This window comes from Nostoc edaphicum CCNP1411 (genome assembly GCF_014023275.1).
Classification (GTDB): Bacteria; Cyanobacteriota; Cyanobacteriia; order Cyanobacteriales; family Nostocaceae; genus Nostoc; species Nostoc edaphicum_A.
In genome coordinates, this window is the sequence record NZ_CP054698.1 from 6,907,030 (window position 1) to 6,923,719 (window position 16,690).

A 16,690-nucleotide genomic window follows, 5' to 3' on the forward strand; every position below is an offset into this window, starting at 1 on the left:
TTTTCGCCTTAATGCTCAATTCCCCCTAAAGCTTTCAGGGTATCTTTTTGAGCTTCAGTTAATCCCGTTGCTCCTTTGATATTCATCCCTTCATAAAGGCGATCAGCCATCAACGTTTTGATACAGCGTCCTGTTGTCACATCCCACAGTTTAATTGTGCGATCGTGACTGCCACTTAATAAAATTTGACCATCAAAGCTAAATACCACCGAAGCAATCCAACGTGTATGTTCTTGCAAGACCTGAAGGCATTGCCCTGTTTGTAGATTCCATAGTCGAATAGTTTGATCGTTACTACCACTTGCCAAAGTTTGACCATCTGGGCTGATGGCAAGAGTCCAAACACCACCTGTATGTCCCTGCAATACCCGCAGACATTTTCCGGTTTGTAGATCCCAAAGACGAATGGTGTGGTCAAAACTGCCACTTGCCAGCCGTTGACCGCTAGGATCGAAGACCACTGCGTAAAGTCCACCAGCGTGACCCTGTAATATCCGCAGACATTCCCCGGTTTGCAGATCCCAAAGACGAATGGTGTGGTCAAAACTGCCACTTGCCAGCCGTTGACCGCTAGGATCGAAGGCGATCGGCCAAACACCGCTTTCATGACCACGCAGCACCCACAAACACTTATGAGTCTGCACATCCCACAGTCGCACGGTGCGATCGTAACTACTGCTTGCCAGAGTTTGCCCCTTTGGATTGAAGAGAACTGCCTTCACAGGTTCAGTATGACCTGATGACCATTGATTGAGATGTCCTGTTTGCACATCCCAGACTGAAATCGATAAGCGATCCTGTCCATTAGTCGCCAAAGTTTGACCATCGGGGCTAAAGCTTACAGATGAAGCCCAATTGGTCGCTTTGTAGAAAGTTTTGTAGGGACGTGGTGGTAAATTGTTATCAACCTGCAAATGCCACAGGTGGATCGCTTCATCCTGACTGCCACTGGCGAACATTTGACCATTGGGGCTGAGGCTCAGGGAGCGAATACCACTATTGTATCCGCGTAACGTTTTCAGGCTTTGCCCGCTTTGTAGATTCCACAGCCGCACCGTTTGGTCTTGAGTTGCACTTGCCAATAGTTGCCCGTCGCCACTGATGGCAATTGCAAAAACTTCGTTGGTATCACCGCTAATAACGTTGATACATTGTTCATCTTGGAGATTCCAAAAGCGGAGAGTCCCATCGTCACTTCCACTCGCCAAAATATCACCATTCGGGCTAAACGCAATGCTCCAAACCCAATTGGTGTGTCCATGCAATACCTTGACATGAGGCTTTGATTGACGATCGCCTTTGTGAAGCTGCCCACTCCACAGGCGAATAGAGCGATCGTGACTTCCACTAGCCAGCAATTGACCATCGGGGCTGTAGCGTACACAACGAACTCCATCGGTATGCCCTTGTAATACCCCCAGGCAGTTACCATTCACGACATCCCAAAGCCGAATGGAGGTATCCTTACTACCACTAGCTAAGGTTTGATTGTCAGGAGAGAAGTGAACCGAGTAAACATTTTTCGTGTGTCCCTGTAAAATATGAAGACATTGCCCCTGTAAATTCCACACTCGCACCGTTTGATCGTCGCCGCCACTGGCTAATCGTTGACCGTTAGGACTAAAGCTCACTGACCAGACACACCCGATATGTCCCGTAAAGATCCGCAAACACTGACTGCTTTGGACATCCCACAACCGCACCGAAGCATCACTACTACAGCTAGCTAATGTTTTGCCATCGGGGCTAAAAGCAATCGACCACACCCAACCAGTGTGTCCTTCAAAGGTAGCTAATAGTTGAGTCGTAGTAATATGCCAAAGATACACCAAGCCGTTTGAATCGCCGACTGCGACGATTTGACCGTCTGGGCTGATGTCGATGGAGATTGCAATCCCTAATGTCTCTGAAAAGATGGACTTGCTTAAATCGGCATTTTGAAAATTGACCCCTGCCAAATTAACCTGCCGTAAGTCGGCTTGCTGCACCACCAGCCCAGAAAAGTTAGAACCACACAAATCCACTTGCAGCTGTACCAAAAGATTGATCAGGTTGCCTGCGACATATCCTGATTTTTGGCGCTGCATCAATAGTTGTCTTGCTCTGGCCTCAATTGCTGACACACTCCCAAAACGAGACAGGAGTCGTTCAATTACAGGTTGCACAATTAGCCGCAATTGCGTTTCTCGCACATAATCTTTTGCCTGGACTCGAAGCAAGGCATGAGTTCGCAGAAAGTCAATTTGAGAAGTCTCAAATTCTCTACAAACCTGCTGAATGAATCGTTCAGTGACAAATTCCATCACAACTGGTTGCAAGAAAAATAACTTATCCGTTTTTTCGAGCAACGATCGCCTCAGCAGTGAGTTAATTAAATTGGGTACGCTCTGCTGACAGACAAGATCGACAACATTTTCGCGGATTTCTGCAATCGAGACTGGCTCACGATGAATCGCTTGCCAGAACATCGCTCTCTGTTCGTTATTGGGTAAGCGATCGAACTGACGACCGAGCAGATCGCGGATGTCTTCAAATATAGAAATTCCCCGATCGAGATAAGTTAAAACCTCTGCAATGCTGCCGTTAAATAAATCTAGGGTGGCAGATGCGACCAGTTTCAGCGCTAGGGGGTTGCCACCATAATAATTAATTAAGGTATTCCATTCTGCTTCTGAACCCGTAAACGCTCCTTTTTTTCGGAAGATGGCGCGTCCATCGTCGGGTGTGAGTCCACTCAAAAGTAGCGATCGCACTACGCCATCTTCATCTGACATCAGGGCAATTTCCCGTGGTTTTTCGCGACTTGTCAGCAACAAACAACTTTTGTGGGGAGTTTCTCCAATTGTTCTCAGCAATTGTCCGTAATCTTCATAGCCGAGTCGCCACTGTCCCACCTGTTCGCTATGCAGAAGAATTTCGACATTATCCAGAATCAATAGACAACGATGCGATCGCAAATACTGCATCAATTTAGAGAATTTTTCATTCAGCGTGGTGGGAATAACAGGATCTTCCCCCTGAATCGGCATGAAAAATTTCAGTATGCTGGTTAAAAGTTCATCCAACGGTGGCGCATTGCAGAGACTTCGCCAAACCACCATTTCAAATTCTGCCTGCATTTGTAGCGCCGCTTTAATGGCGATCGTACTTTTGCCAATGCCACCAATCCCCAGTAAGCCAACAACGCGGCACTGCTCAGAAATTATCCACTGCCATAGTTGCGCCAGTTCTGTTTCACGACCATAAAACACCGATACATCCGCAGCATTGTCCCAATCTTGTTGGGGATTTGCTCGTTGCATTGACAATGCGTCTAATGGCGTAATGGGGGATGCGAAATCTGTCTTGGTTAATTCCAGCCCAAATGCTCGGAAGAGATATTCTAAGGACTGGCGATCTATCCCTAGTTCACGCTTGAAGATCCGGGCGAGGGTATTGAGAGAAAGTCCAGTGCGATCGCTAAGTTCTTCCTGTGTGAGGTGCTTGCCCCAGGTTTCTTTAGCTTCTGCCTGCCCCTTTGCTGCTTGAAATCGCTGCCACCCCAGAGGCGATAAAATTACTCCTCTCACTCGCCCATAAGGGGAGCTACCGCCCCTAAATTTTGTCACATTAGAATTCACAGGCAAGTAGGTAGTGCTAGAGGGTAGAGCAAGTCTTTTTCTGCGGGATGCTTCATGTTGACGCAGCCTGCACTTGGCGCTGACGAAAAGTTTAGTGAGTGCAAAGGGGGCAAGCTTTTTTATCCCTACTGAAGAATATCACGCTTGGTGTCTGTTCGCTTGTCAAAAAAACAAACCAGATTAAGACGACACGCTATGAGTTTGTTGTCTTGTCTGGTAGGGGATTTAGACAATAATTCCAGTAAATAGTTCTTGGATGCTCACAATTAATCATGTTCTATTTTCCAACCATAGGACTGTTATAGTACCTATTGCATAAGCAATGATATCCTTCCAATCAAATACACTTCCCAAGGCAACAGCCAGAATCTTATATTTTTGCAATCCTAAATTATTTACAAAATTAAAATATTGAAGTATTTCGATAGTACAAGAAAATGCAAAAACTGATAAAGCGACGATGGATGAGTGTATATTGAAAAAGGCTCTGACAAAGCAATAAATTAGTATAACTACTAAAACATCACCAATGAAAGGACGGATAAAACTATCATTTACAAAAACAGCAATACATACCTCTATTAAAAATAATGCAACTGTGAAGTAAAAATATTTTTGATTGAAGATAAACATGGCTATCAATAGCGCTCAAAAACACCTATTTGACTATAACCAGTAAACCACAAACTTTTGAAAACAAACGTAATAATATGGGTTTCAGCCCCTTGCAAATCAGGAAGCAAACACTATTAAATATAGAGGGATGTCTACGACGGACTACGCCTAAGAGGATATTTGAAAAGTTTTGGGCGAATACAATTTGCTACTACACAGGCTAACTCCACCTGCGTGGACTAGAAAATTAAGTTTTATAATCCGCGTAGGCAGATTTTGTATGTGTAGCCGCGACTTCTAGTCGCAGAGGCAAGTAATAATTTAGACTTTTCAAACAACCTCTAAGCTGAATGGCAGTAAGAAAAACCTAAAGGCTTGTGTCTGTCGTCTCGTTCCTAGCCTCCAGGCTGGGAATGTATTTCTAGGGGCTGCTGCCTCAATTCAAGCTACTGGAGGCGGCAGCCCTTCCAGGATGGTTTCCCAGCCTAGTACCGCAAGGCGGAATTAAAAATTAAAAATTAAAAATGAAGACAGTGTAAGGGTTTTGTTGATTTGGAATGGGTGGTTTATTTCCGCCGTGCTGTACTAGAGGCTTGTTCCAGTTCGAGCAAGGGGATGAAAACAAAGTGAAAACTCAGAACTATGATGTGGTTGAATAGAGAAATCAAGTCAACTCTAAAAAATAAATATTTTAATTAACTTTGACCACACAACTAAAACACCTCACAACCACAAAATACGCTTTATCACTGCACACTACCACTCCCGAATTAGGGCTAGCAATTAGTAATTTTGCAGGCGATACTCGCTCTCAAGTTTGGAATTTGGGGCGTGATTTATCTAGCCTAATACATCAATATTTAATTGAATTTATCAAACCGCAAACTTGGGAAGATTTGTCATTTATCGCTGTGGCAAAAGGCCCTGGCGGCTTTACAGGAACTCGAATTGGCGTTGTTACTGCTCGGACTTTAGGGCAACAGTTAAATATTCCTGTATTTGCGATTTCAACTTTGGCTGCGGTAGCTTGGGCAGAAGCAGGCAAAAGTCAAAATCTAAAAACTATTGCTGTGGAAATGCCAGCACAAAGAGGTCAAATTTTTGCTGCTATTTATCAGTTTGAGCCAGATACTTCTAAACTAAGAGTGTGTTTGTCAGATAGAGTATTGACACCAGAAGCATGGCAGGAAACTTTAGCCAATTGGAACACTAATTATCATTTGATTAAAGCTCAATCTGGGTTAGCAGCGACAGTGACAAGTATTTTAGAACTAGCTAATCTCGATTGGCAAGAGGGCAAATTTCCTAATTGGTCAGAGGCTTTGCCATATTATGGGCAGCATCCAGTACAGGATGCATAGCTATCTTGAAGAAGAATTCAGAAGTCAGAATTCAGGAGTCAGAATGAAGACGCAGGGTAGCGTAGCGGTAGCGAATCCTTGAGCGTCTGACTCGCTAACGCTTCTCTACGAGACGCTTCGCGAACGCTATCAGTGGGGGATTCAGACCCGCCACTGTCTTGTTGACCCTTGTTGACCCTTGTTGACCACTAAATCTTTGATTTAGTGGGGGTTTAAAACCCCTGGATTCAGACGCGACGCTATCCACTATGAAGTTCAAAATTCATTCTGTTAGCGGATAGCTAAGGTTTAGCCCATTCTGGCTCCTGACTCCTGAATTCTGTTTCGATAAATCTAAAATCAAAATAGCCACAGCCAAATTGGGAGAGTAACCAGCAATACTATAACCCCAGCGGCTAACGCCGTAACTGCCAGATCGCGATCGAGATTGAATGTCTCAGCAATTACCAGTGTGCCGAAAGCTGGAGGCATGGCCATTTGTAAGAGAATTACCTTTGCTGTGGAACCAGTTAATCCAAACAGTGGTAATATACTGCCCAATATCAAGGGAACTAGCAGCATTTTGATTCCCAAGCTCATCCCGGCTTGTGGTAGGCTACGCCAAGATTTGAGCAATCCTAGTCGCATTCCAATTAACACCAGAGATAAAGCTACACTAATCCAAGCCAATTTCTCCAAGCAGAATTCTACTACCGTGGGAATTGTCGCTTTTTGAACCAGCAAGCCAAATCCGAAACTCCATAGGGCAGGATTAATTAAGATTGCCCTAGCAGTCTGCCAATGATTTTGGACATCGCCGCCAAAACGGGCTGCTAGCAAAACACCCAAGCCATAAGTTCCGGGGAATGAACCTAACAAATCGTAAAATAATGCCCAAGCAAAGTATTCTTTGCCTAGTATTGCTAAGGTGATGGGAAAGCCAAGATAACCTGTATTACCCAGCGTTGCCGCTAGGATCAAGCTAGCCTGAGTCGATTGTTGGGGGACAGTCTTTCTAAAATAGGCTTGTGCTTTAATCCCTAACCAAGCTAAAAATGCTCCTAGTAAAATGGCTAGGTAAGCGATCGCAGGTGCAATCCAAATTTGCCCTGATAAACTGGATTGACGCAAAAACGATACTATGCTTATGGGTACTCCCACCCAAAAGAGGAACTGTCCCAAACGTGTAGGAACTGTCACAGGTAGTTTGCGTCCCAGAATGAAACCTACCAGGACTAATCCTCCTAGCTTGACGTATAGTTCTAAAAGGTTTGTCAAGATTGCGCCTAAAAACCACAGATGTAAAATGCTACCTGTTACTTCTACTTTTGTCCAGTGCAAAATCTGTTATGGCTATCCCACAAAACAGGAGTTTACCCTTGAATAAGGCAGGGTTTTCTGGAAGACCGCAAAACTCATCGAATGACCTTGGTGATGATATTCCAGTGGCTGTACGCGATACCCCTGTTGCAACACCTAAAATTTGGTTGCAACCCCGAATTATCCTGATTGGGGGAGTTGCGGGATTTGTCTTGCTGGCTTTAATTAGCGGTTTTTTGTTTTTCGTTACTTCACCCAAAAAAATTACCGATTCTCAACCCTCGCCCACTAGTTCTACACCTACACCAACTACAGAATCGGATAATGTTAATACTCTGTTAGGGCATCTGGCATACCCAGAAGCCCCTGAATCAGAACTAGTAACCATCTCCGCAAATAGGGGCATTAGAATGCAAAAATCTGCTGCCCAAAAGTTTGAGGAGATGGTAGCAGCAGCGCGGAGTGCAGGTGTGATTTTAGTACCAATTTCTGGTTTTCGCTCGGTCAAAGACCAGGAGCCGTTGTTTTTTGGTGTCGGTGCCCAGCGAAATCAAAGGCCAATAGAACGAGCTGCCCTCAGCGCTCCTCCTGGTCATAGCGAACATCACACAGGTTATGCAGTAGATGTTGGAGATGGATCAGTACCAGCAACTAATCTCCAAACCAACTTTGAAAATACTAAGGCGTATCGGTGGCTGCAAGCAAATGCAGCGCGTTTCAGCTTTGAAATATCTTTTCCGAAAGATAATGCTCAAGGTGTGAGTTATGAGCCTTGGCACTGGCGTTTTGTAGGCGATCGCAATAGTTTAGAAATGTTCTACAAAGCCAGAAATTTGAAACCCGCCAAAGTGCCTCAATAAAAGTTGATACAAGCGATCGCAATACTTACAACAGAGGGCAGTTTTCTTACAGCAAAAACTGCTCTCTGCCTCGTGCCTTCATTGATAAATTACCATTATTATGGGGATTGGCAGTAGGGAAACGCCCTGCTCCCAAAAAGAAGTTAAAATACGTAAACTGTCTTCCTACGCCGGAATTATTTCTCATCTGGAAACAGACTGGAGACCAAAATGACCCCAGCAACGATCGCTACACCCCGTCAGGAATCACCTCTGTTGTTTGAGGGACTGACCTGGAGAGAATTTAAAGCAGTTGAGCAGTTGTTAGACCGTCCGGGATATCGCCTGTCTTTTCTGGATGGAGTTTTGGAGATCCGAAGAATGCCTGGAGAACCACATGAAACCGTTAAGAAGAGAATTGCCGCATTGCTGGAACTGTACTTGCTTGTGGCAGGGTTTGACTTTACTCCAACTGGTTCAATGACCTTGGAAAGTGAAGCGGGTGCTGTGAAGCGAGAAGCGGATGAATCCTATAAACTTTCCCCTGGTCGAGTGCGTCCCGATTTGGCGATTGAGGTGGTGTTTACCAGTGGCGGGATAAACAAACTGGAAGCATACAAGCGGCTCTTGATTCCTGAAGTGTGGTTCTGGGAAGATGGTGTGTTAGAAGTTTATCACCTACGGAAAGAGGGCAATGCACTTCACTATGAAAGGGTTTCTAGTAGTGAGGAGGTCAAAGGAATCGATCTGGATTTGTTGTTAAGTTGCATTAACATGGTAAATCATGTTGATGCCATCAAGACTTTTCAGCAAGCGCTTCAAAAATAGCTAGTCGGCAATCTCTAATCCGGAGTTCAATTCTTGTAAAAGTTCAGTGCTAATGGGTGATGTTGCCAGAATTGGATGCTTAATACCTCCCCAAATACTTCCAGTGCGGATACGATGAGAAACTAATACTTCCGGAATTTGACTAGAGATTAAAACCTGTGGTGGCGCAAGTTGATCGAGCGATCGCGCTCTCTTGTAATGATATGATTCTGATAGAGCCTGATCTAGTTGTTTAGCAATAATTTCCGGGGTTTCTTTTGCCGAATCTAATAATAAAATATAGTGTGGAGGATCGGCAATGGGCATCAAACTTTTAAAATTAGTTTCTTGCAAGTTCAAGAGAGTCAGAGCATTATTTACAAAGGTTTCTTGCAATTTTTCGCCCACCAAATCGCTAATAGCTTGATGTCGTCCGAGAAATTTTAAACAAGGAGTTTGGCGGTAATAATGAGTTACGCGGATGCGATCGCCAATTCGATAACGATACAATCCCCCTTTCTGCGATAAAATAATCGTGTATTCCTTGTCAATACTGAGTTCATGTAAGCCATGCAAGGAATCAGTCTCATCCTCGAACTCGAAGAAAACTTCATCAAGAATCGGCACACATCCCCCAGCGACAATCAAGGGAATCGTTATTGGGGCTTCCGTTGCTAGTAATCCTTTACCTTGAATTAATACGCCTGGAAATTTTAATCTTAATCCTTGCGCTTGATCTGCTGCATTGGCACTATCCCAGCAAGAAATCAGCTTCAAATTTGGCCAGAGTTCCATCCAGGGAATATTACTTTCGCTCAGGAGTTGCAAGCGATGATGTGAAATTTGATTATGTAATTCTTCTCGCAATAAATCCTGATTTTCTTGAATATATTTTAAATGTACTTGTAGAAAGCTAGGACTCCAAATAGAAATAATTTCTAGTTTTTCAGCCTCTAATAATGCCAAAGCAAGTTGATGTTTAAACAAATTCGCATCATGCAGCCGATTAAGTTTATTTGGCATCACCAACCAAGGACGTAAAAACCAACGCAACCACCCATCTAAGTAATCTAAATCATCCTGTAAAGTTTGGCTATCAGCTACATTTAATTGCGGCGAGATACAAGCATAAATCTTGCCTGTAGAAAATTTCGGGCCATGTACAATCAAATCGTGCGCCCATACACAAAACATTTGATTAAACGATCGCCGCAAAGATTGAGTATAAGGAATCAATTTCACCGCCCCACTACTACCAGAGGTTTTTTCATAGAATAAAATGGGTTCTGGTGTGAGATAAATTTGCTGCTGTTTGTGATTTAAGTAAGGTTCGAGTGCATCATAATCTACAATTGGCACACGCTGCCAATCATCTACAGAATGAATTCCCAAAGTTTTACCATACTCACTCTTGATTAAGCGATCGCAAATTTCCTTCTGTAAAGATGTCTGCATTAACTCTGGGTTATCCAAAGCTTGATGAAATCGCTTCGCAGTTGGCGCAAGGATTTGCCCAAAAAGCTGAATAATCGGACGCATTATTGCACCTTTTGATTAGGATAAAGCTTGGTAGCTGCTGGTACATAAGAACCATCACCAATTACTACACCAGCAGCAAGATTAGATCCAGCACCGACAAAAACATTGCTGCCAATCTTGACTTTTTTGACATACAACATTAAATTTTGCTTGCGGGGTTTAATGATGTGGCAATAGATACCGACACCATGCCCGATAACGACGCGATCGCCAATTTCTAATAAACTGCGATCGGCAATCTCCAATCTTGTTGTCCAGTATACATCTCGCCCCACTTTAGCACCCCACAATCGCAACCAACAGGAAAACACCCCCGGAATCAATCGCAGCACTGCTTCCAACACCGGAATTGCAATATAAATTACCTGGATTTGATGACTACCCCACCAGGGACTATATTCTTCACCTAGTAGATAACTAATCCCCTCCCGCACAGGATAAACCCATTCATGCAAGCGATAAACTAACACTGGTAGCCCATAAATAGAAAGGAACACCGCCAGAATGCTGAAGATGTTGGGTGAATAGGCGAGATAGACTATTGCTGCTCCAGTTAGCAATAATATAAAGGTGGGAAAAAACGAAAGAATTTTACTTATAACTGTCATTAAAAAGGAAATAAAAGTTTTTGGAACAAGTTCAATGAGCTAGGAATTCCGATTATAGATGGTAATTTTTTGCTTTCATAGTATGTTCCATGTAACTTATCCCAAAGTTTCAAATTAGCACCATAGTTATAATTTTCGCGGCAATGATGCCAAGCATGATCCTGTGGTAAGATTAACCAAGAAGATAAAAATTGATATAGCCTAGTATTTGCAGGAATTATCAAGCTGCTATGTCGCCATAAATCTAAGGCAGAAGTTAGACTGACTCCAAGTAAATAACCTGTTGGATCGGTTAACAGATATAACAATAAAGTGTGTATCCATAAATAAACAATTAACAAACTTGTCCAAAGTGTGTTGCGAGAAGTTCCTAATACATCCATCTGAGTAACAGTATGATGGACTTGATGAACTTTCCACAAGAATTTAGTATGTAATAAACGATGATTCCAATAATATAAATAATCAACCACAACAAAACTGACAATAAAAGCTGGAATTAATGATATTTTAACATCTCCTTGTTGAGTGGGTAGTAAATATTGATAAAGCCAATAAACTAAAGTAGCTTGTAGTAAGGGAATCAAAATTCCTTGAATCGTTAATCCTGTAGCATCTATTACCCAATCTTCACGACTTTTAACTTTAAGTTGAGTTCGTCCAATCTGATTGTTAATAGTCCAACCAACTAATCCGATAAAAGAGCTAAAAATTAGTAGTTGTGAAAAGTTTTGTATTTCCACTTCTGATTACTCACACTGATTTTAAACATGGGTTTTACCCCACCCTAACCCTCCCCTTATAAAGCTACGGTGTACACACAAGTGTTGGTGCAGTGTATCTATCCCGCCTCGGAATAAATTCCGAGTCTCATAGCGAAAGTCCTCTAAAAGAGGACTAAACAAGAAATTTAGTTCAGTCCACTTGAGTGGACTTTAGCTATCAGCCCGGAACTTTAGTTCTGGGCATAATATTTGCTCAGTGTGCGACTTTCACTTGAACAGAAATATTGGGTAGGTAGGATTTTTAGAGATGTATGTACACTGTAGCCTTTACAAGGGGGGATTAAGGGGGGTAATTACAAATTATTTTCAAACCCAAAATGTAACTTTTACTGATTGATTTGGCAATAAACGCGGATCTTCTCCACGAGATATAGCTGCCATAATTGACTCGACAAATATATGAATTGTGTCCGCAGGCGTATTATAAAATTGTGTGCCGTATTTAGCGATCGCTTCCCCCTGAATACCCAAAATTTCCACGTCTTGGCGGATAATGTGTTGGGCAGTCCACCGCACAAAAGGACGTGCTAATTTATTCCAAATACCATAGTTATAGGTGACATCGGTGTAAACCAGAGTTGAATTATCGGTTTCTGGAATAGATTGACTGGTAATGAACAAATGCCGATTATGTGCCATCTTATACTCTACAGAAGTAATATTTGGCATATAAAAGCGATCGCTATGTTTAATCTCTGCACCCTGCAAATTGAGAAAACGGCTGTACCATCCCAAATTATTGTTTTCGTTGCGATACTCCACCAAAACCGAACCATTGCAGCGTTCTACAGTCATCTCTAACTTTTGTTGGCGGGAAGTACGGAAAACACCAGGATGAACAAAAGCCGTATGGGGAATATCAATAAAGTTCTCTGCACAATTAGTAACATTGTTAGCAAAACGGTTAATTACCCGCACCGTCTCCCATCCTATTTGTCCGTAGTGAGGCATAGAAAAGGGTTCAAAATCAACGCTTGGGGTATCGGCTAACCGCACATAAACATAGCCATCCTGTTCTTTGGTAGCGTAACACTTGGCTCGACGTTGTGGGGAAGACTTAAAATCATCTCCTTCGGCTGGAATAGCAATCACGTTTCCAACCCCGTCATATACCCAACCATGATAGGGACATTGTAAAGTACCGTTACAGATTTTACCTGATGATAAACGGCTATTGCGGTGTAAACAGCGATCGCGCAAAGCTACGGGTTGTCCATCTTCACTACGAAATATCGCTAACCATTCTCCTAAAACGGTGCGTGATAATACCTTGTTAGGTTGTAACTGTTCGCTGAGTGCGACAATGTACCAGAAATCTGCAAATTGCATGGTGTGCTGGAAAGTATTGAGATTGGAAAAAGTACAAAAATACGATGCGTATATGCAGTTCAAAATTTTGTAAAATCATACCCTCTAAATACTGCATAGCAATTATTTTAGGAACAAGTGGAAATTATGGGATGTACTTTTAAGATCCCTCCACTCTCAGAATATGCGGCCGCATTTGAGGGTAGGTCACTAGTACCGCAAGGCGGAATTAAAAATTAAAAATTAAAAATGAATACAGCATAAGGGTTTCGTTGATTTGGAATGATTGGTTTATTTCCGCCGTGCTGTACTAGACACTTATCCCCCTTGAAGTGATGGAGGATAGGGAAATCGCGCTGTGTCGTTCAGGTTTACTCTGAACGCTAAACTTGACGAATCTAACAAATTATCAAGAAAGGCAGAGGGCAGTCCCAAAACCTTTTATTTTACCAATAAGCGCATAAAAATGTGAGAAAATTGACTTCGTAATTCATGCCAAATTTTGAATTGATCAAAGTCAATTTTATGAAAAAGAACTATGTTCTCCTGACATACGCCTTATTGATTTGCACTGCTGCGCCTCAAAAAGTTCTAGCAGATGAGGTTTGGAAAACGGAAGAATATAAAGTGGTTTATCAAGAAGATCGTAATAAAACTGCCGTGTGGCGTTATGGTAGAGATGGAGTAATCTTCATTGATGGTTTAGCAGGAGTGTTTAATAACCGAGGTTCATACAATGGCTACTGGGTACAAAAGTCTTCATCGGTACGTTGCGATACCTATAGAGAAGGGGCAGATGGTAAACCTACCTATCATTGGGGCAGATTTAAAGTCACTTTCATTGATTCAAAATTCCCCTCCCGTTGGAAAGCTGATATTAGCCTTTGCGATCGCAATCCTGTGATGACTTTAAACGGTACACCTGTTACACAGTAATCATTAAGCTAAAACACTTTCAACTGTTTGGTAGCTCTAAACACTTATGGCAAATAACGTTGATAATGTTTCCAACCTGTTTATTGAGCGATCGCATCCTCCGGTAAAATCACCGTTAGTCCATTCGGCTTGTTCTGGCCTGATCCCATTTTTGCAAGAAACTTGTTAATCGACACGCCTGCGGTTGCTGTCAACTGAGTTTCCTGAAAAATTGCAGTTTTGATGTGTCTTGCAATAGTAGAAGCGTAGGTAATGTTTTGCCTATTCTCACTAACGTCCAAATATACTTCATCTAGTGCAACTCCTTCCACCAAGTCAGTATAGCGTTTGAATATGGCGTGGATTGAAGTGGAAATATCTCGGTAAACGTCGAATCTCGGTCTAACAAATATCAGTTGAATTCGCAGTAATTCAGATGTGAGAATTACCTCGGTTTTATTCTTGTTTTTACTCCCCTTTGGTCGTCCACGCACACGTTTCTCTTTCTGCTTTATTTCTTTGGTTGGTGACGGGCTACTTTTTTCTATATCGCTCTTTATGACCTGTTCTATCTGTATTGGGAACGAGTGCCTTTGCTCCACACTTACTAATGATAATGTAAAAAAAGATAGCCCTGACATAGGTTTGCCGACTAGGCTAGAAAAAAATCTATCCAGCCCATAAGTTTGTTTAGACATCTCCGAAAATGAATGTAGAGACGTAGCAGTGCTACGTCTCTACAAGGGTTCTGGATATCGCATATTTAATTTCTGGAGATGCTAATACTAAAACCTGCTAACACGATATATATCCACCAACGTTTAGGCACAAAGATTTATCTTAACACAATGCCCAATTTTCAGAATAGACAAATGAGTATAATTATTTGCCCTGGGATTCATGAGCCAGAATTAACTGAAAGCTTTAGAGTCGGATTGTTAGATTTAATTTCTCATAACGCGATACCTGCGGTGAGCTACCCTAACGCACACAATTACGCAAATATACTGGTTTATCCGGGTAAAGATGTTTTAGTTTTATCAGCCTTGCACATTTTGCAGTTTTTGCACGTTAGCGTAGCTCACCGCAGGTATAGCTTGGGAGATCAGCTAAAATCGCCTGTTATATTCATTAGCTTTAGTGCTGGGGTAGTCGGAGCAATAGGCGCAGCGCATTTATGGCAACTCTTGGGTGGTCGTGTCAAAGCATTTATTGCTATAGATGGCTGGGGAGTACCACTACAGGGTAATTTCCCTATTCATCGAATGAGTCATGATTATTTCACCCATTGGAGTTCTTCTTTGCTAGGTTGTGGGCAAAATAACTTTTATGCAGAGCCAGCAGTTGATCATTTGTCCATTTGGAAATCTCCCCAAAATGTACAAGGCTGGTGGGTAGATTCATCCATTGGAATTTCTCCACCCAAAGGTCGTCTGACAGCAGCAGAGTTTTTGCTTATGCTGTTAAAGCAGTATGAAGCAAATTAATCCGGACAATGGAGTAAGTAAACAGGAGTTAGGAGTCAGGAGTGATGAAGGGAAAAGATTACAGGTGACAGTCAAGAAAAACTATCCCCATTCTCCATTCCCTATGCCCCATTCTCCATTCCCTATGCCCCATCTACCAAAAGATATCTAATGTTTCCAACTGAACCGGCTGCTGTTAATAACGGGTTTGGCGCACTGCTAAAAAACCGTGGTTTTATGCTCCTGTGGATTGGGCAATTGGTGTCCCAGTTAGCAGATAAAGTCTTCTTCGTTTTGATGATTGCTCTATTGGAGAACTACTCACCGCTTCCAGGGTTGGCACAAAACTCAATGTACTCAACTTTGATGCTGTCCTTTACAATACCAGCAATTTTGTTCGGTTCTGCTGGTGGTATTTTTGTTGACCGCTTGCCAAAAAAGCTGATTATGGTTGGCTCAGATGTCGTGCGGGGAATATTAACTTTGTGTCTTCCCTTTTTGCCAAGGGAGTTCCTAATTCTGTTAATTTTAACTTTTGCCATTTCCTCAGTGACGCAGTTTTTTGCACCAGCCGAGCAAGCTGCTATTCCCTTGTTGGTGAAGCGAGAGAATTTGTTGGCAGCCAATGCGCTGTTTAGTAGCACGATGATGGGAGCTTTAATTGTTGGCTTTGCTATCGGTGAACCGATTTTGAGTTTGTCGAAAAGCCTGATGGGAGCAGAATACGGTCAAGAGGTTGTGGTTGGTGGATTATATCTATTATCCGCTGCGATCATGCAGCCAATTAAGTTTAAAGAACACAAACCCCACCAAGAACACCAAGGATCAAATCACCCTTGGACTGAATTCACTGAGAGCTTGCGCTATCTTAAGAAAAACCGTTTGATCTTGAATGCCATGCTGCAACTGACAACTTTATATTGTGTGTTTGCAGCGTTAACAGTGCTGACAATTCAATTAGCCGAGGAGTTTGGTCTTAAAGAAAAACAGTTTGGCTTTTTCTTAGCAGCAGCCGGGGTGGGTATGGTATTTGGTGCGGCGATTTTAGGTCACTGGGGTGATAAATTGCATCACAAACCCCTACCTTTAATTGGATTTTTGATGATGGCACTAGTTTTAGGAGTGTTCACTTTTACGCACAACTTGTTGGTGGCGCTGGGATTGTGTGCATTTTTGGGTGTAGGTGCTGCCTTCATTGGTGTGCCCATGCAAACTTTAATTCAACAACAAACACCATCTACCATGCACGGTAAAGTATTTGGCTTTCAAAATCATGCCGTCAACATCGCTCTGGCCTTACCTCTGGCTATTACTGGGCCATTAACTGATGTTCTGGGCTTGCGAACTGTGCTTGTCGCAATGAGTATTATTGTCGTGGTTGTCGGTGTTTGGGCTTGGCAAAATACCCGCAAAGTCTTGCAAGACGTAATTTAATTAATGTAGGCTAATAATCTAGCTTTATGTTTAATATAAAAATTAATAAGATTTTGATTGAAGTTTTCAATTAAAATGAAATCTTAACTACAGA

The 16,690-nt window shown here is 42.5% G+C and carries 14 protein-coding genes and 1 pseudogene; 6 read left to right on the forward strand and 9 right to left on the reverse strand.

What is annotated here, in order from left to right; all coding sequences use genetic code 11:
- Positions 1-8 precede the first annotated feature (8 nt).
- Together HUN01_RS31910 and HUN01_RS31915 are read right to left on the reverse strand one after the other, a co-directional pair.
- Positions 9-3,608: a WD40 domain-containing protein gene (locus HUN01_RS31910; RefSeq protein ID WP_238845815.1), complete on the reverse strand. Its 3,600-nt coding sequence runs from the start codon at positions 3,606-3,608 to the stop codon at positions 9-11.
- A gap of 282 nt (positions 3,609-3,890) precedes the next feature.
- On the reverse strand, positions 3,891-4,253 hold the full coding sequence (locus tag HUN01_RS31915; protein ID WP_181929524.1) for a ribosomal maturation YjgA family protein: 363 nt from the start codon (positions 4,251-4,253) through the stop codon (positions 3,891-3,893).
- Between the two features lie 683 nt (positions 4,254-4,936).
- Here HUN01_RS31915 and tsaB point away from each other — a divergent pair.
- The gene (gene tsaB, locus HUN01_RS31920) at positions 4,937-5,596 is read left to right on the forward strand and encodes a tRNA (adenosine(37)-N6)-threonylcarbamoyltransferase complex dimerization subunit type 1 TsaB (RefSeq protein ID WP_181929525.1); all 660 of its coding nucleotides are present in this window, start codon (positions 4,937-4,939) and stop codon (positions 5,594-5,596) included.
- 339 nt (positions 5,597-5,935) lie between these two features.
- Here tsaB and HUN01_RS31925 read toward each other — a convergent pair whose 3' ends face one another.
- The gene (locus HUN01_RS31925) at positions 5,936-6,853 is read right to left on the reverse strand and encodes an AEC family transporter (protein ID WP_181932905.1); all 918 of its coding nucleotides are present in this window, start codon (positions 6,851-6,853) and stop codon (positions 5,936-5,938) included.
- Between the two features lie 101 nt (positions 6,854-6,954).
- Here HUN01_RS31925 and HUN01_RS31930 point away from each other — a divergent pair, with 101 nt between their 5' ends.
- Positions 6,955-7,755, forward strand: coding sequence for a M15 family metallopeptidase (locus HUN01_RS31930; RefSeq protein WP_181932906.1), 801 nt, complete (start codon positions 6,955-6,957; stop codon positions 7,753-7,755).
- Positions 7,756-7,965: 210 nt separating this feature from the next.
- Positions 7,966-8,562, forward strand: coding sequence for a Uma2 family endonuclease (locus tag HUN01_RS31935; RefSeq protein WP_181929526.1), 597 nt, complete (start codon positions 7,966-7,968; stop codon positions 8,560-8,562).
- On the opposite strand, the gene HUN01_RS31940 is transcribed toward HUN01_RS31935, so the two are convergent.
- The 4 genes from HUN01_RS31940 to HUN01_RS31955 form a co-directional block, all read right to left on the reverse strand.
- Positions 8,563-10,080 (reverse strand): GH3 family acyl-acid amido synthetase, encoded by a 1,518-nt coding sequence (locus tag HUN01_RS31940; RefSeq protein ID WP_181929527.1) that lies wholly within the window; start codon positions 10,078-10,080, stop codon positions 8,563-8,565. It lies immediately after the preceding gene.
- Positions 10,080-10,688, reverse strand: a complete 609-nt coding sequence (locus HUN01_RS31945) for a DapH/DapD/GlmU-related protein (protein WP_181929528.1) — start codon at positions 10,686-10,688, stop codon at positions 10,080-10,082. The genes HUN01_RS31940 and HUN01_RS31945 overlap by 1 nt, the downstream gene beginning before the upstream one ends.
- Entirely contained in the window at positions 10,688-11,431 is a 744-nt protein-coding gene (locus HUN01_RS31950) for a sterol desaturase family protein (protein ID WP_181929529.1), read from the reverse strand. Before HUN01_RS31950 ends, HUN01_RS31945 begins: the two co-directional genes overlap by 1 nt.
- A gap of 348 nt (positions 11,432-11,779) precedes the next feature.
- Complete coding sequence (locus tag HUN01_RS31955; protein ID WP_181929530.1) at positions 11,780-12,802, reverse strand: aromatic ring-hydroxylating dioxygenase subunit alpha; 1,023 nt, start codon at positions 12,800-12,802, stop codon at positions 11,780-11,782.
- A 504-nt stretch (positions 12,803-13,306) separates the two neighbouring features.
- Between HUN01_RS31955 and HUN01_RS31960 the strand changes: the two genes are divergently transcribed.
- Complete coding sequence (locus HUN01_RS31960; protein WP_181929531.1) at positions 13,307-13,717, forward strand: hypothetical protein; 411 nt, start codon at positions 13,307-13,309, stop codon at positions 13,715-13,717.
- An 80-nt stretch (positions 13,718-13,797) separates the two neighbouring features.
- Here the strand turns inward: HUN01_RS31960 and HUN01_RS36710 are convergent, their stop codons facing one another.
- Positions 13,798-14,124 carry a Y-family DNA polymerase gene (locus HUN01_RS36710; protein WP_238846430.1) on the reverse strand — a complete coding sequence of 109 codons (327 nt, stop codon included), beginning with the start codon at positions 14,122-14,124 and terminating at the stop codon, positions 13,798-13,800.
- Positions 14,113-14,400 (reverse strand): annotated as a pseudogene (locus tag HUN01_RS36715) (transposase); the annotation flags it as partial. The gene HUN01_RS36710 and the pseudogene HUN01_RS36715, both read right to left, overlap by 12 nt.
- A gap of 168 nt (positions 14,401-14,568) precedes the next feature.
- Between HUN01_RS36715 and HUN01_RS31970 the strand changes: the two are divergent.
- Both HUN01_RS31970 and HUN01_RS31975 read left to right on the forward strand, forming a co-directional pair.
- Positions 14,569-15,183: a hypothetical protein gene (locus HUN01_RS31970; RefSeq protein WP_181929532.1), complete on the forward strand. Its 615-nt coding sequence runs from the start codon at positions 14,569-14,571 to the stop codon at positions 15,181-15,183.
- A gap of 150 nt (positions 15,184-15,333) precedes the next feature.
- Entirely contained in the window at positions 15,334-16,596 is a 1,263-nt protein-coding gene (locus HUN01_RS31975; RefSeq protein ID WP_181929533.1) for an MFS transporter, read from the forward strand.
- The last annotated feature ends 94 nt before the right edge of the window (positions 16,597-16,690 follow it).

Coding starts and splice junctions, on each gene's coding strand:
- HUN01_RS31915 (WP_181929524.1), bottom strand. CDS start 4,253: ATGTTTATCTTCAATCAAAAATATTTTTACTTCACAGTTGCATTATTT.
- HUN01_RS31935 (WP_181929526.1), top strand. CDS start 7,966: ATGACCCCAGCAACGATCGCTACACCCCGTCAGGAATCACCTCTGTTG.
- HUN01_RS31940 (WP_181929527.1), bottom strand. CDS start 10,080: ATGCGTCCGATTATTCAGCTTTTTGGGCAAATCCTTGCGCCAACTGCG.
- HUN01_RS31945 (WP_181929528.1), bottom strand. CDS start 10,688: ATGACAGTTATAAGTAAAATTCTTTCGTTTTTTCCCACCTTTATATTA.
- HUN01_RS31955 (WP_181929530.1), bottom strand. CDS start 12,802: ATGCAATTTGCAGATTTCTGGTACATTGTCGCACTCAGCGAACAGTTA.
- HUN01_RS31960 (WP_181929531.1), top strand. CDS start 13,307: ATGAAAAAGAACTATGTTCTCCTGACATACGCCTTATTGATTTGCACT.
- HUN01_RS31970 (WP_181929532.1), top strand. CDS start 14,569: ATGAGTATAATTATTTGCCCTGGGATTCATGAGCCAGAATTAACTGAA.
- HUN01_RS31975 (WP_181929533.1), top strand. CDS start 15,334: ATGTTTCCAACTGAACCGGCTGCTGTTAATAACGGGTTTGGCGCACTG.